The organism is Tahibacter soli (assembly GCF_025717065.2).
GTDB lineage: Bacteria > Pseudomonadota > Gammaproteobacteria > Xanthomonadales > Rhodanobacteraceae > Tahibacter > Tahibacter soli.
Map to the genome: position 1 here is coordinate 512,554 of NZ_JAOVZO020000023.1, position 16,448 is coordinate 529,001.

Genomic DNA, 16,448 nt, shown 5'->3' on the forward strand with positions numbered 1-16,448 from the left:
TTCTTCGAACCCGTCCACAATTTGCCGGTGACGGCGACCGGGTTCGTCGTCGATGAGGGGGGAAACCACGATTCCGCGCTAGTGGTCGGGAAGACCCGCGGGGGATTCTCGATGATCAGCACTACCTCTGGCCCGGCGTCGCACAACGCCGGCCGCGTATCGCCGTCGTCGCGACGCGTCGCGCGGATGGCCGTCTGGATGTCCGTTCTGTTAGCGATCCTGGCCGCCGGCAACGCGTTCGCGTCGGGATTCCTTCCGGCTGCGACGCCGGCCGCGGCACGCACCGGTCATACGACCACGCTGCTGCCGACGGGCAAGGTGCTCGTCGCCGGCGGCACCGGCGCGGGCGGCGCGGTGCTCGGCAGCACCGAGCTGTACGATGCCGTGACGAACACCTGGAGCGCGGGTCCCGCGATGCCCGCGGCGCGCGCCAACCACACCGCGACGCGGCTGCGCTCGGGCAAGGTGCTCGTCGTCGGCGGCTTCGACGGCACCGCGATCGTCGGCACCGCGCTGTTGTACGACCCGGTCGCGAACGCCTGGAGCGCCGCCGCCGCGCCGTCGGGTGCGCGCGCGAACCACACCGCCACGCTGCTGTCGTCGGGCAAGGTGCTCGTCGTCGGCGGCAACAACGAAAGCGTGCTCAATACGGCCGAAATCTACGATCCGGCGAGCGACAGCTGGACCGCCGCCCGGCCGCTCGCCGTCGCGCGCACGAATCACACTGCAACGTTGATGCCGTCGGGCCGCGTGCTCGTCGTCGGCGGCTTTCGCATCGGCGCGCTCGACAGCGCCGTGCTGTACGACCCGCCGACCGATACCTGGATCGGCGCGCTGACGCTCGCGACGCCGCGCAGCGCGCACACGGCCACGCTGATGCCGAACGGCAAGGTGCTGGTGGCCGGTGGACTCAACGGCAGCAACGCGATCGCGAGCGCGGAAATCTTCGACGCGACGACCGGCTGGAGCGCTGCGGCGCCCATGGGTGCCGCGCGCCAGGCGCACGCCGCGACGGTGCTGTCGACCGGCGAAGTGCTCGTCGTGGGCGGCGCGGCCGGCAACGCCGCGGGCAGCGCGAGACTCGGCGCGGCGGAAAGGTACGACCCCGCGACGAACCGCTGGACGCACGCCGACAACCTCGTCGTCGCGCGCAGCCAGGCCACGCTGACGTCGCTGCCGAACGGCCAGTTGCTGCTCGCCGGCGGTGCCGATGCGTCGGGCCCGCTCGCGAGCGCGGAACTCTACGACCGCACGACGCCGTACTACGCGACCTGGATTCCGGGCGGCACGCTCGCGGCCGGACGCATGAATCACACGACGACGGCGCTGCCGTCGGGCAAGGCGCTCGTCGTCGGCGGCGGGCTCGCGAGCGACGGCAACAGCGCGCTGACGAGCGTCGAGCTGTACGACCCGGCGGCGAACGCGTTCACCGCGGCGGCGCCGCTCGCGGTCGCGCGCCGCTACCACAGCGCGACGCTGATGCCGTCGGGCAAGGTGCTCGTGGTCGGCGGCTACAACGGCACGAACATGCTCAATACCGCCGTGCTGTACGACCCGGCCAACAATACCTGGAGCGGCGCCGGCACCATGGGCAAGAGCCGCTCGCTGCACACGGCTACGTTGCTGGCATCCGGCAAGGTGCTGATCGTCGGCGGCACCGAGGACGGCGGCGGCATGCCCAATACGGCCGAGGTCTACGATCCCGCGACGAACGGCTGGACGCCCGCCGGGACGATCACGACCGTGCGCTTTCATCACGTCGCCGGCCTGCTCGGCTCGGGCAAGGTGCTGATCGCCGGCGGCGACAACGGTCCGTCCGCGTTCGACAGCGTCGAGATCTACGATCCCGCGACGAACGCATGGAGCCCCGGTCCGCGCACGTCGAGCGCGCGCCAGGAAGCCGTGGGCATGATGCTGCCGTCAGGCAGGTTCCTCGTGATCGGCGGCGTCAACGCGGCCGGTACCGTCCTGAGCAGCGCGGAGCAATACGATCCGACGACCAACAGCTGGTCCGACGTCGCGTGGATGTCGACGCAACGGCGCTGGCACACCGCGGCGCTGCTGCCGTCGGGCAAGGTGCTCGTCGCCGGCGGTGTCGACGCGTATTTCAACTACAACATTCACGACTGGGCCGAACTGTACGACCCGGCCCTGAACCTGTGGACCACCGTCGGCACGTTCGGCACGCCGCGGTACGGCCATACGCTGACGACGCTGCTCTCGGGCCGGGCGATCATCGTCGGCGGTACCGACGGCACCACGTCGCACGCCGTCGCGATGCTGTACCAGCCGCAGTCGACCACGCTGTCGAACGCCGCCGCGGCGCCGTCGGCACGCGGCGGGCACACGGCCACGATGCTCTCGACCGGCCGGCTGCTGCTCGCGGGCGGTGCAGATGTATCGGGCCCGATCGGCACCGCGCAGCGCTACGACGCGTCGACGGACGCCTGGAGCGCCGCGGCCGGATTCACGACGGCGCGGCGCGCGCACACCGCGACGACGCTGCCCGACGGCCGCGTGCTCGCGATCGGCGGGCTCGGCAGCGCCGGCGTGCTCGCGAGCGTCGAACGCTACGACCCGCCGGGCAACGCGTGGAGCGCCGCAAGCCCGCTCGCGACGGCACGCCGCGCGCACACGGCCACGCTGCTCGCGAACGGGCAGGTGCTCGTCGCCGGCGGCTTCGGCAGCGCCGCGCTGAACGGCGCCGAACGCTACGATCCGGCGACCAACGCGTGGACCGGTGCCGGCACGATGACCACGGCGCGCTACCAGCACGCGGCCACGCTGCTGCCGTCGGGCAAGGTGCTGGTGAGCGGCGGGAGCGACGCCTCCGGGGCGCTCAATTCGGCCGAACTGTACGATCCGGCGACCGGCAGCTGGACCCCGGCAGGCACATTCTCGCAAACTCGCGAATTGCACACGTCCACCTTGCTGCCCTCGGGCAAGGTGCTGCTGATCGGCGGACGCAGCGGTACGAGCCCCCGCGGCGCATTGGTGGTCTACGACCCGGCGGCGAACACCTGGACGCGACTCGACAGCGGCCTGTTCACGTTGACCTTCTCGCACACGGCGACGCTGTTGCCGTCGGGCCGCGTGCTGATCGCCGGCGGCGACCGCGGCGACGGCGGTGGCCAGCGCCGCGTCGCCATCTTCGATCCGGTCACCGAAGTGCTCACCGCCTTCCTGCCGCTCGCGGTGCCGCGCTACGGCCACACGGCGACGCTGCTGCCGACCGGAAAGGTGCTGATTGCCGGCGGCTTCAACGCCGGCGGTGCCGTCACGAGCACCGAGCTGTACGACCCCGATCTCGCGCCGGTCGCGGCGCGGCGTCCCGACGTCGCGTCGGCCGGCAGTTTCGCGACGCCCACGACGGCGCTCACCGCGAACGCACTCGGCACCACTTACAGCGGCGGCGCCGTACAGACGACGGGTTTCGCGTCGCCGGTCGACGGCAGCAGCGGCAACGGCACGGCGAGCTCGGCGACGGGCTCGCCCGTGATCCAGGTGCAGCGTCTCGACAACGAGCAGCAGCGCTACGTCGACGGCGGCGCGACCGACACATTGTTCACCGGCCGCGCCGCGGCGCTGGCCGGTTTCGCGGCGGGTCCGGTGCTCGTGCGCGCGTGGGTGAACGGCGTGCCCGGCGCGGCGACCTATACGACGATCGCGGCGACGGCCGGCCAGCCGACATCGGTGTCCGCGACCGCCGGCACGATGCAGGCGACCGTGACGTTCGCGGCGTCGACGAACGCCAACGGCGGCGCGCCGATCACCGGCTACGTCGCCACCGCCACCGGCGGGGCGACGGCGGCGTGTACCGCGCCGTGCACGAGCATCGTGTTCGATCCGCTGCCCGGCGGCGCGTATACGTTCACCGTCGCCGCGGTGAACGCGGCCGGCACGGGCACGCCGTCGGCCGCGAGCAACGGCATCGTCGTGCGCGCGGCGCCGACGCTGAGTCTGTCGAGCGGCACGAATCCGGCGACCGTCGGCGACGACGTCACGTTCACGGCGACGCTGACGCAGGCGTTCGCGCCGACCGGCAATGTGCAGTTCTGCGCCAATTCCACGATTACCACGTCCGGCTGCATCGGCGGCACGGTGCTGTGCACGGTGCCGGCGAACGCCTCGCCGATCGCGTGCACGAGTGCGGCGCTGCCGGCCGGCACGCATGCGGTCGCGGCGTGGTATCCCGGCGACGCGAACAACGCGTTCGCGGTGACGCAATCGCTGAGCCAGGTCGTCGACAAACGCCTGCCGAGCCTCGGCTGGGCCGAACCCGCGCCGATCACGTACGGCACGGCGCTCGGCGCGGCGCAGTTGAACGCGACGGCCACCTGGAACGGCAATCCGGTCGCCGGCACGTTCACGTACTTCCCGCCGGCCGGCACCATGCTCGACGCCGGTGCGGGCCAACTGTTGTCGGCGACGTTCGTGCCGGCCGACACGGCGACTTACGCGACGTCGGGCGCGGTCATGACGACGACGCTGATCGTCAACGCCGTTTCGACCACGGTCGCGATCGGCAGCGTCGCCGGCGCGCGCGTCGGCGTTGCGCTGAGTGTGCCGTACACGGTATCCGGTGCCGCCGGCGCGCCGGCCGTGCCGGGCGGCAGCGGCGTCGTCGTCACGGCCACGCCCGGCGGCGCAACGTGCACCGCGAGCGTCGCGGCGGGGCAGTGCGCGATCACGTTCGCCACGGCGGGAAACTACGCGCTGACGGCGCAGTACGAGGGCAGCGCGAATTTCCTGCCGTCGGCTACCGGCGCCGCGACTGCCGTGACGGTCGGCACGAACACGACGGCGACGACGCTGAGCGCGGCGCCGAATCCGTCGGTGCTCGGACAGCCGGTGACGGCGTCCGTGTCCGTCGCCGACACCACCGGCGGCCCCGTGCCCACCGGCAGCGTCAACGTCAATGCCGATTCCGGCGAATCGTGCACGGCGACGCTGGCAAACGGCGCCGGGCAGTGCACGCTGACGCTGACGCACCTGGGCCCACGCACGCTGACGGCGAGCTATGCCGGCGACGCCGCCAATGCCGTGAGTGCCGGCACGGCGACGCAGAGCGTCAACCGAGCGACCGTTGCCGTCACGATCGACGATCACCACGGCTATACGCGCTACGACGCGGTGCCGAGCTATGTCGTCACGCTGGCCAACGCAAGCCCGGTGACCACGCATCCGGTGTTGAGCGCGAGTTCGCCGGGCACCGGCATCAACCTCGCGGGTGCGCAGTGGTTCTGCACGAGCAACGGAGGCGGCAGCGGCTGCGTCGACGGCACGGGCGTGTTCGCGGCGAACGCGACACTGCCCGCGAACGCCAGCATGACCTGGACGCTGCTCGTGCCGCTGGTGCCGGCCAGCAACGATCCGACGATCGAACTGCGCATCGACGTCGCCGGCGACGTGAACCCCGCGAGTGCGAGCGACGTCAACACGCTGGTGATCTTCCGCGACGGACTGCAGGTTCCCGGCGATACGCAGTGAGCACGGGGCGGCCGTGGCGCATTCGCGGCCGCCGCTTCGTTGTACGTCTCCACATCAACGGCGTGGAGCGTACATGTATCGAATATTCCCTCGTACCGTCTGCAGGGCCGCCCTCGCGGCAGGCGGATTGCTCGGCGTGTCGACGGCACCGGCGCAACTCGCGCCGGTGTCCGGTTCGCACTACGCGGCGCGACCGACGGATACCGGCTTCGCCGGCGCGGTGACGGCCGGTGGCGACTACGCCGTCGACGTGCCGCTCGACTTTTCGCCGGCCGACCCGGCGTTGCCGATTCCCGTCGGCGTGGTGCACGGCGGCCGCAACGTCGGCGCGGCCGGCCTCGGCTGGGACGTGCCGCTGTCCTTCGTCGTCCGCGAAACGACGATGGCGCGCCGTCGCCCGGAAGTCTCCGGCGGCAGCGCGCACGGGCACGAGCGCTGGAGCCTCACCTTGCTCGGCGAACGCATCGACCTCGTGCGCAACGCGACCGACACGCTGTGGATCGCCGCCAGCGACCATCCGCAGCTGGAAGTACGGGAGGTGAACGCGCAGACGCTCGTCGCCTACGACGGCGACGGCCGCTCGTATACCTTTGACAATCGCCGCACGAACGGCGCCCCGCTCGCCGGCGGCAATCTGTATCTGCTCACGCGCATCGCCGACGCATCGGGACGTTCGGTGCGGCTCGAATACGCGACCCCCGACGTCGCGCTGCCTGGCGGGGGCAACGGCGTGCAGCTCGATCTCGCGCGCGTGCGCTACAACGCGCATCCGACCACGCCCGACTGCTACAAGAACGAAGTAGTGCTGCAGTACGACGCGCCGGCCGCGGCGCCGCTGTCGCTGTCGATCGCGGGCGGCAGCGTGCTGGCGCGCGCGAGCAAGCTCGCGACGATCGGGGTCAACGCGGCGGCCGACTGCGCCGCGACGCCGACGCGCCTGCGCACGTGGCGCTTCGACTACACCGACGCGCAGACGCATCAGGACAAGCCCGACACCGACACCGGCCTGCCGCGCCTGCGCGCGGTCACCATGACCGGCCGCGCCGGCACGCCCGAGGCCGACGTCGTGCTGCCGGTGGCGGCGTACGCCTACGGTTCGGTCGTCGATCCGGCGACGCGCGTCATCACCTACCAGAAGGCGCAGCCCGTCAATCCGCCGATCCACACCGGCGCGCACACGTTCGACTTCGGCATCGGCTACACGACGACCAACGCGTCGAGCGCGCCGCACGGCCCCCATGAGGTGGTGTACGACCTCACGACCGACCAGAACCTGATCGACCTCAACGGCGACGGCCGGGCCGACTTCTACGACGAGACCGGGTTCTACCGCAACGTGCCGGCCGCGGGCGGCATCAGCCAGCTCCTGCCCGGCACGCGGGAATCGTGGGTCGACATGCGCGAGCGCATCGAATCGCGGCAGATGAACGCGCCGACGCATCCGCCCGGTACCGCGCAGATCGTCGGCGGGAACGACACGCTGCGGCAGGTCATCGACATGAACGCCGACGGCCGCCTCGACGTGGTGGAAGCCGGCGTGCCCGACGACGACCACTGGACGATCCATCTGAACGCGCCGTCGGAATGGGACGCCAAGGCCATCACCTGGCGCAACGTCGTGGTGTCTATCGACGCGCCGCGCAACGCGCTGGCCGCGACCGGCGCGAACATCTCGCGGCTGCCGCTCGCGCGGGTCACGCTGCTGCCGCAGCTGTTCGCGCACTGCTGGTACTGGGAGTCGCGCTGGAAGGAGGACAGTCTCGCCGGCTGCAGCGACATACCGGCCGGCGCGTCGCTGCCCAAGACGATCACCGAGTTCGCGCTCAGGGACGTCAACGGCGACGGCTATCCCGACTTTGTGTACAACGCCTCGCCGGTCAACGTCGTCGACCCGGTGGCGAAGCCGCCGATCCCGACCGATCCCTTTCCATTGCAGCGCGCATCCACGACGGTATCGCCCGACATGCAGGGCTCGCGCGACGTGCGCGTGCTGATGAACGTCGCCGGCACGCATCTCGCGGCGAACGGCGCCCTGTTCGCGGCGACGCCGATCACGCTCGAGGCGGGCGGCACGAACGGCTGCGGCATCGAGCGCTGGGAACCCGATCCGGCGTTCGTGCCGGCGCCGACGACGTTCGCGCCGGTCAACCAGCTCTGCGGGTTCGCGGACGTCAACGGCGACGGCCTGGCCGACCGCGTGACGACCTCGACGCAGAACGGCACGTTCGTGTCGAAGGCGATGCTCGGTACCGGCGACGCGGCGCAGCCGTTCGCCGCCGGCGCGGCGGTGACGCTGCCCGGCGTGATCGGTGCCACGCGCACGAATTTGACCCAGGGGCCGGCCGGCGGCTGGGAACCCGTGTGCGGGGCGCCGAATCAGGCGTTCTCCGACACGCAACGCACGCGCGGCCTGCGCGACGTCAACGGCGACGGCATTCCCGACTACATCAACGGCGCGACGGTGGCCATGGGTACGGGCGCGGGCTATGCGCCGGCGGTGACGGTGTCGAGCCCGGTGGGCCTCGAACTGTCGCTCGAGCGCACCGCATGCCCGACCGTGTATCGCAGCACGCCGCGCGGGCTGTACGACATCGACGGCGACGGACAGCCCGAAGTGATCGACATGGTGGGCACCGGCAGCCCGCACTGGGAGGTCTACCAGATCAAGCGGCCGCGCCCGCAGTGGGAGCTCGCCGCCACGCCGAGCGCGCCCGAGGCGGGACGTCTCGTGAGCATCGACAACGGCTACGGCGCCTACACGCGCATCGCCTACCAGTCGGCCAAGGACGACACGTACAGCCGGCACGACGTGCCGTTCGCCGAAATCGTGGCGACGCTGGTGGCCGTCACCGACGCGACGGGCGTGCCACTGGTCGAGACGGTGCGCCACGCCTACGGCTACGCGACGCAGTATTTCGATCCGGCGGCCGACGCGTTCGTGTTCGCCGGCTACGCCCGTACCGTGCAGGCGCAGCGCACCGTCGACGGCAGCCCGAACCTCGGCATGGCCACCATCAGCGACGCGTACGAAATCGAACCGTTCGTGCCGGGCACCAACGCCGCGCTGCGCCTCGCGCGCTACGCCAACGTCGGCCGCGTGCACGACGTCACGCGGCTGGCCGGCGCGCTCGGCGACCTCGCCAATCCGTGGGCGCTGCTCATGACCGACACCGGCAGAGACGCGCGTCGCGTCGGCGGCACGCACTACGCGTGGGACCTGCGCCTGTTGCCGGCGGGCAAGGGGCCGGCCGCGAACGCGCCGTGCGTCGACATGATGTATCCGTACGACTACGCCGCGAGCCTCGCCGACGCGCTGTCGGCGACCGACGATGCGTGCACGAAAAACGCGTTCGTTTTTCAAACGAACCGCACCGACTGGACCGGCAGCCCCGGCACCGCCTCGCCGGCCGCGCTGAGCCCCAACGTCGTCGCGACCAATACCACGGTCAAGGCGCAGGACGTCGACGATCTCGGTCGCGTCGCCGCGATCGCCGAGAACAACGATCTCAACCGCGGCGACGACGATCGCTGCGTGCAGGTCGCCTACGCGAATCCGCCGTCGGCGGCGGCGCGTCCGCGCGTGATCAACGCCGTGTCGCAGCGCACCGTGACCAATTGCGCCGCGAGCCCGGTCACGCTGACGAAGCAGCAGTGGGAATACGACGCGCTGCCGGCCGGGCAGGCGACGAAGGGCTACGCCACGGCGCACATCGCGACGCGGCTCGACGAGAACGGCGTGCCGGTGCCGGGCGCCGACGGCGCGAGCGCCGTGCGGCGCTTCGACGCGGTGCGCGACGCACGCGGCAACGCCACCAGCGTCCGGCGCGTACGCGACGACGGCGCGGTGCGCACCGTGACGACGACGTTCGACGCGTTCGGCCTCGCGAGCACGGGCATCAGCGTCGCGGCGACGAACGCCGACGGCACCGCGCTGCCGCTGCAGGCATCCGGCGTCGCGCGCGACCCGCTGACGCTCGACGTGCTCGCCGCGACGGAACCCAACGGCAGCCGCGCCGAAACGGCGTACGACGGCTTCGGCCGCCTGCGGCAGTCGGGCGCCGTGCCGGTGTCGGGCACCGCGGGCGTGCTCGCGACGACCACCTACCAGGGCTATGCGGTCGGCGAAACCGGCGGACGCCGCATCGTGGAAAAATCGTTTGCCGATCCGGTGCCCGCCGCGACCGCGTCGGTCGCGGCGGGCCGCACGCGCACCGCGATCGTCGACAGCCTCGGCCGCGCGCAGCGTACCGAGGTGCAGCTCGGCGCCGACTACGGCAATCAGGTGCTCGTGGTGGGGTTCCGCACCTTCGACGGGCAGGGCCGCGTGCGCTTCGACGCCGATCCGTTCTTGTCGACCGACCCGGGGCTGACCGCCTACGGCACCACGCATTTCTTCAACGCCGACGGCTCGCCGTTCTGCGACGTGCGCGGCGCCGGCATGCGCCAGCCGAAGTCCGCGTGGCAGACCGACGAGAGCCAGCAGATCTATCCGACCTGCTATACGCGCACGTACCAGTCGTACCGCCGCACCGACGCGGTGCAGCCCGCCGACGCGCTGCTCCCGGGGTCCGCGCAGGCCGGCGTGACCTGGGCGACGACCGTCAGCGCGACGGGCCGTCCGCTGGTGCGCACGGTCACGCGCGCGACCGGCGGCCTATGGACCGTGCTCGAGAAAACGCAGTTCACATCCGATGCGCTCGACCGCCTCGTCAAGATGCGGCGCTACCGCAATCCCGGCGCCGAGACCGAGCCCGTCGACACCGCCTGGCACTACGACTCGTTCGGGCTCGCGACGCGCATCGAAGAGCAGGGCAATGCCACGCAGCACCGCCGCTACGACAGCTGGGGCGCCCTCGTGCGCACGCAGCGCTGCGACGACGGCGTGAGCGTCGCGCCGTGCCCGGCGAGCGACCGCCGCCAGCTGTTTCGCCACGACGCGCTCGGCCGCGTGCTGCACAGCGAGGAGCGCAGCGGCGGCAGCGGCGACGCCGACGGCACGCTCGACGCCGACACCGTGAACGACTACACCTACGATGCGCCGGCGACGTTCGTCAGCCGCCTCGCGCCGACGTACGTGCTCGGCCGTCTCGCGTCGGCGAGTTCGCCGACGACGCAGGTGTCGCTGAGCTACGACGCGCTCGGCCGCATCAACGGCCGCGGCTACAACGACCGCCACGGCAATACCAACGTCGAGCGGCACGACTGGCACGGCGACGGCACCGAGGCGGCGCTGCGCCTCATCCTCAACGACAACGGCTTCAAGACCGAGCAGGTGACCTACGGCTACGACTCGGCCGGACGTCCGGCCTCGGCCGTATACACCGACGGCACGTTGCCGCAGCCGCTGTACGCCGCGCCCGCGAACGGCGTCGACGCGCTCGGCCGCGTGCTGCAGGCGCAGTACGGCGCGGCGACCTACAGCGCGTCTTACGCGCCCGGCGGCCGCCGCGTGCCGGACTACGTGCGTGTCGACGGCGCAGGCTCGGCCTACCGCGAAACCGGATTCCCGGTCGTCTTCGGCGTGCCGGCGTTCGATCCGGTGGGCCGCGAGCGACTGCGCACCGAGCGCGTCAACGGCGCGCCGACCGACATCGCCGCGCTCTACGATCCGCAAGGCCGCCTGTCCGCGTCGACGCGCAGCGTCGCGTCCGCGGCGATGCCGTCGCTGTCGTTCTCGTACGACGCGCTCGGCAACCTCACGGCGCAGACCGAACCCGGCCAGCCGTCGTCGGCGAACGCGGTGACGCTCGGCTATGCCGCGAGCGGCGATCGCGACCGCCTGTGCGCGATCGCGTTCGGCGCGGCCCCGCTGCCGGCGGCCTGCAACGTGCAGTACGACGGCATGGGCAACGTTCTGGCCGAGCCCTCGCGCACCGGGCAGCGCACGTTCACGTACTACGGCAGCGGCCGCGTGAAGACCGCGAAAGCCAACGGCAGCGAAGCCGTGTTCAAGTACGACGGCACCGGCAACCTGCAGACGCTGACGGTGACCGGCGCGACCGACGCGCGCAACGACCGCCGCCTCGGCGCGCTGCTGCGCGTGCGCAACGAAACCGCCGGCGGCGCGACGAAGTCGGTCATGACGCGCCGCATTCCGCTGCCCGGCGCCGCCGCCACGCGCCACGGCGCGACCGGACCGTGGACGTTCACGTTCGGCGAGGCGCGCGGCAACCGTTTCGCGGTCGACGCGTCGGGCGCGTTCTTGCAGGACGTCGACTACCAGGCGTTCGGCACCGCGAACGCGACCGGCGCGGTGCCCGGCACGCCGCAGTACGACAACCGCCAGTGGAACGGCGGCGATGCGTTGAACGCGCTCGGTCTCGTTCAACTCGGCGCGCGCCTGTACGACCCCGCGATCGGCCGTTTCCTGAGCCGCGACCCGATGTTCGATCCGAACAACCCGAACCCTTATGCGTTCGCCGCGAACGATCCGGTCAACGCCTCGGACCCCGGCGGCAACACCATCGTGTTCGGCGGCCTCGACTTGTTGTACCGCATCGAAGGCAACGTGTCGGGCTGGGCCATCGAGGCTTCCATTGCGCAGCCGACCGAAACGGCGGGTCCGTCCGGTTCGTCCGGCCCCGCGCCGTCGCAGCCGGTGGCGCCGCCCGCGCCGCCGGCGCCGCTCCCGTCGCCGGGCCTGTCCGTCCCGCCGATCGTCGACACGGGCGGCGGGGCGATCCTCATGCCGCCGCTGTCGGGCGCGCCGGGTTCGTGGAACAACACGCTGACGCTGTTCGGCAGCGTGAGCACCGGGTCGGCGTCGGTGCCCGATGTTGCCGGCACGTCCGGTGCGAACGATGCGCCGCGTCCGAGCCCGAACCTGTCTTCGCCGCGTGTCCCGGACCGGTCGAGCGGTGCCGACGACTGGGTCGAGGCGATCCGCAAGTTCCGCGCGCGCACGAAGCAGCCGCCGTCGGACGACGCCGGCCCGCATACCGACGGGCCGGTCGAGGTGTTCGCGACGTTCGAGCTCGAACTGGGCGATGCGTTCTGGGACGAGAGACGCAACCTCATCGCGCACGGCGGCATTCGCCGGCCGAGCGCGGTGCTCGGCCGCGCAAGCGGCGGCTGGAGCTACGAGTTCGCGTTCGGCATCGGCGACGACGGCGAGGGGTTCAAGGCCGTCGGCGCGGGGCCGTGGGCGCGCGTCGACGTGGGGCCGGTCAACCTCACGACGGCCGGCGTCGCCTACTGGGCGAACGGCAACAACAGCCACGTCGCGGGCGAAGCGAGCCTCAACGTTCGCGTGGCCGAGGGCGTGTTCCTGAAACTCGCCGGCACCCACGCGTGGGCGTTCAGCGGCGGTCCCGCGCACGATTCGGTGGGCGTAGGCATCGGCTTCGGCCGCTAGCGGCATCCGCACGGCGCCCGGCCTGCCCGGGCGCCGTCTTTTTCGTCCATGGCGCACGAGCGTTCTTCTTTGCGTTGTACGCCGGCGACGTCGGCCACAATGAGGATCCGTCCATGAAAATCGCACCTGCGGCTTGCCGTCGTTTTTGCGTCCGACGATGCTTGCCGTCCGGCCCGTCGCGGCCGACTTCATGAGTGCTTCGATGCCGCCTTCGACGCTGCGCGCGCTGTTCGACGAACTGGTCGATCTCGATCCGGCCGCGCGCGCAGTGCGCCTCGACGCGCTCGCGCTGCCCGCCGACCAGTCGGCCGAACTGCGCGCGATGCTCGCGTTCGACGCGCTCGTGGCCGCGCCCGCGGCCGAGCGGGAACGCGTACTGCGCGCGCTCGCCCCCGACGACGACGTGCTCGCGCGGCTGCGTCCGATGCTCGCGTCCGATGGCGCGTGGCCCGATATGCTGCGCGGCGCGGCCGGGGAGGCGATCCGTCGCATCGACCGCGACGCGACCGCGTCGCCGCTCGTCGGCATGCGCTTCGGCGCGTTCGAACTCGTCGCGCTGATCGCCGAGGGCGGCTCGTCGTCGGTGTTCCGCGCGGTGCGCGACGTCGGCGACGGCGTGCAGACCGTCGCGCTCAAGGTGCTGCGCACCGGCCTGTTCTCGACCGACGCGCAGCGGCGCTTCCGGCGCGAGCAGGCGATCCTCGCGCAGCTGGAACATCCGCACATCGCGCGCCTCGTCGAAGGCGGCGTCAGCGACGCGGGCATTCCGTACATCGCGATGGAATTCGTCGACGGGCAACCGATCACGCGCGCAGCGGACGCGCGATCGCTCGGCCCGCGCGAGCGGCTCGAGTGGTTCGCGACGTTGTGCCGCGCGATCGCCGCGGCGCATGCGGCGCTGGTCGTCCACCGCGACATCAAGCCGTCCAACGTGCTGATCACGCGCGACGGCGGCCTGAAGGTGCTCGACTTCGGCATCGCCAAGCTCCTCGACGACGACAGCGCCGCGGCCACGCGCACGCTGGCCATGACCCCCGAATACGCGGCGCCCGAGCAGTTCGGCCGCGCGCCGCCGACGACGGCCACCGACGTATACGCGCTAGGCCTCGTGCTTGGCGAACTCCTCACCGGCCGGCGGCTGCCGCCGCACCGCCGCGCGAGCAGCGCCGTCGCCGCGGGCAGCGACGCGCCGCCGGGCATGCCGGCCGTGCCGGCGCTCGCGCGCCTGTTGCGCGGCGATCTCGACGCGATCCTCGCGATGGCGCTCGCGCACGATCCGAAGGCGCGCTATGCCGGCGCCGCCGCGCTCGGCGACGACATCGCGCGCTGCCTCGCGCGCGAGCCGGTGCGCGCACGGCCGCTGACGCGCCGCTACCGCGCCGGCCGGTTCGTCGCGCGCCACGGCGTGGCGCTCGCAGTCGCCGCGACGCTCGTGCTGGCGACATTCGCCGCGCTCGTCGCGATCGTCTGGCAGTCGCAGCGCGCGCAGCGGCAGGCCGAGCGCGCCGAGGAACAGGCCCAGCGCGCCGAAGCCGTGCGCGACCTGCTCGTATCGGTGTTCAACGCCGCCGGCGCCGAACTGCCGCGCGAGCGGCGCCCCGGCGTCGAGGAGATCGTCGAGGACGCGACCGACCGCGTGATGCGCGACGCGACGCTGTCGGCCGCCGCGCGCGCCGACCTCTTGCCGACGCTCGCGCGCGTCGCGCACAGCGTCGGCGCGAACGATCGGGCCGTCGCGCTGCTCGATCTCGCCGACGGCGCGCTCGACGCGACCTACGGCGCGGGATCGCCGCAACGTCTCGAGGCGACCGTGCTGCGCGCGGACGTCGAACTTGCGCGCGCGCATCCGGCGCAGGTGCGCCGCTTGCTCGATCCGCTGCGCGACGCGCTCGCCGCGGCGTCGCCGCGCACCGGCGTCGCCGGGCTGCTCACGCTCGGCAAGGCGCACATCCGCCAGGGCGAGCACGACGCGGGACTGGCGCTGCTGCGGCAGGCGGTGCGGCTCGCGCAGCGCCAGCCCGAACGCGCGATCGACGTGCGTGCGCGGATCGACGAGGCCACCGCGCTGATCGACCTGCAGCGCTTCGCCGACGGCCTCGCCGCGGTCGACGCGGCGCTCGCGGCGTGGCGCGACATCGGCGAACCGCCGAGCCAGGCGATCGTCGAGCTGCACGCGACGATCGCGCTCGCGGCCGAAGGCGCCGGCGACGTACCGCGCGCCGAGCGGGCGTATCGCGACGCGATCGCGCTCGGCGACCGTTATTTCGACAAGCCGAATCCGGCCGCGGCGTGGAACGTCGGCATGTACGGCTCGTTCCTGACCGCGCAGGGGCGGCTCGACGAGGCCGAGCCGCATCTGCGCCGCGGGCTCGAACTGCGCCGCAAGGTGTTCGGGGACGCCGACCCGCGCACGCTCAACGGCCTCGCCGGCATGGGCAAGCTGTATGCCGCGCGCCGCGACTACGCCGAAGCGGTGCGCTGGTACACCGAAGGCATCGACGCCTGCGCCGCGGCGCGCGTCGACGACGTGGTGTGTCCGCGCCTGCTCGCGTTTCGCGCACGCGCGCAAGCGGGCCTCGCGCGCTACGACGACGCGGAAGCCGACATCGAGCGCGCGCTCGAGCTGCAGCGCCGCCGCGGCGGCGAGGACACGCCGGCCTTCGCGTTCGTGCTCGAAAACCGGCTTGCGATCGCGGTGAAGCGGCAGGCGTGGGACGACGCGCTCGCGACTGCCGACCGCGTGCTCGCCGCATACGGGCGCAGTGGCGGCATGGTCCAGTCGACGCTGACGGTGCGCTTTCACCGGGCGCGCGCGCTGTTCGAACTCGGGCGCGTCGACGAGGCGCTGGGCGAGATCCGGTCGGTCGAACCCGAGTACGCGCGGCTCGTGCCGAAGGGCACGTCGCGCTTCGACATGCTGGCGCTCGAGGCGCGCGCGTTCGCGGGCAGCCGGCGCATGGACGAGGCGCGCGACGCGGCGCGCCGCGCGCTGTCGCTCGAACTGCCGGCCGGCGCGAAGCCCGCGGCGTACGACGCCATGCGCACGCTCGCGCAACCCCCTTGAGGACGCTCATGAGCCCGACGAAGGCAACGCCTGCGACGCATTCGATCGACCCTGTGTTCGAGGATCTCTACGCACGCCTCAAGGCGATGGCGAGCCGCCAGCGCGCGCGCGGCGCGAACGCCACGCTGTGCACGACCGAACTCGTACACGAAACGTATCTGCGGCTCGGCGACGCGCGCTTCGCGTTCGACAACGCCGAACGCTTTTTCTCGTACGCCGCGCGCGCGATGCGCTCGATCCTCGCCGACGCCGCGCGCCGGCGCGGCCAGCACAAGCGCGGCGGCGATCTTGCGCGGATCGATCTGGGCGATCCGCTCGTCGGCGCGGTGCACGTCGATCCGGCGCTTGCACTACAGCTCGACGATGCGCTGACGTCGCTCGAGCGCGAAGACCCGCGCGCGGCGCGCCTCGTCGAGCTGCATTACTTCGCCGGACGCGACCTGTACGAAGTGGCCGACCTGCTCGGCATCGCGCGGCGCACCGCCGACCGCGACTGGCGTTTCGCGCGCGCGTTTCTCGCGAGTCGCGCGAGCGGGTAGG

At 72.3% G+C, this 16,448-nt stretch carries 4 protein-coding genes; all 4 read left to right on the forward strand.

Annotated elements, in window-relative coordinates:
- The first annotated feature begins 198 nt into the window (after window positions 1-198).
- The 4 genes from OD750_RS27245 (at window position 199) to OD750_RS27260 (ending at window position 16,447) form a co-directional block, all read left to right on the forward strand.
- Window positions 199-5,490 carry a Kelch repeat-containing protein gene (locus OD750_RS27245; RefSeq protein ID WP_263542481.1) on the forward strand — a complete coding sequence of 1,764 codons (5,292 nt, stop codon included), beginning with the start codon at window positions 199-201 and terminating at the stop codon, window positions 5,488-5,490.
- Between the two features lie 136 nt (window positions 5,491-5,626).
- Window positions 5,627-12,844: an RHS repeat domain-containing protein gene (locus OD750_RS27250; protein WP_263542480.1), complete on the forward strand. Its 7,218-nt coding sequence runs from the start codon at window positions 5,627-5,629 to the stop codon at window positions 12,842-12,844.
- 202 nt (window positions 12,845-13,046) lie between these two features.
- Window positions 13,047-15,908: a serine/threonine-protein kinase gene (locus OD750_RS27255; RefSeq protein WP_263542479.1), complete on the forward strand. Its 2,862-nt coding sequence runs from the start codon at window positions 13,047-13,049 to the stop codon at window positions 15,906-15,908.
- An 8-nt stretch (window positions 15,909-15,916) separates the two neighbouring features.
- Window positions 15,917-16,447 (forward strand): ECF-type sigma factor, encoded by a 531-nt coding sequence (locus OD750_RS27260; protein WP_263542478.1) that lies wholly within the window; start codon window positions 15,917-15,919, stop codon window positions 16,445-16,447.
- Window position 16,448: the final 1 nt, after the last annotated feature.

Coding starts and splice junctions, on each gene's coding strand:
- OD750_RS27245 (WP_263542481.1), top strand. CDS start 199: ATGTCCGTTCTGTTAGCGATCCTGGCCGCCGGCAACGCGTTCGCGTCG.
- OD750_RS27255 (WP_263542479.1), top strand. CDS start 13,047: ATGCCGCCTTCGACGCTGCGCGCGCTGTTCGACGAACTGGTCGATCTC.
- OD750_RS27260 (WP_263542478.1), top strand. CDS start 15,917: ATGAGCCCGACGAAGGCAACGCCTGCGACGCATTCGATCGACCCTGTG.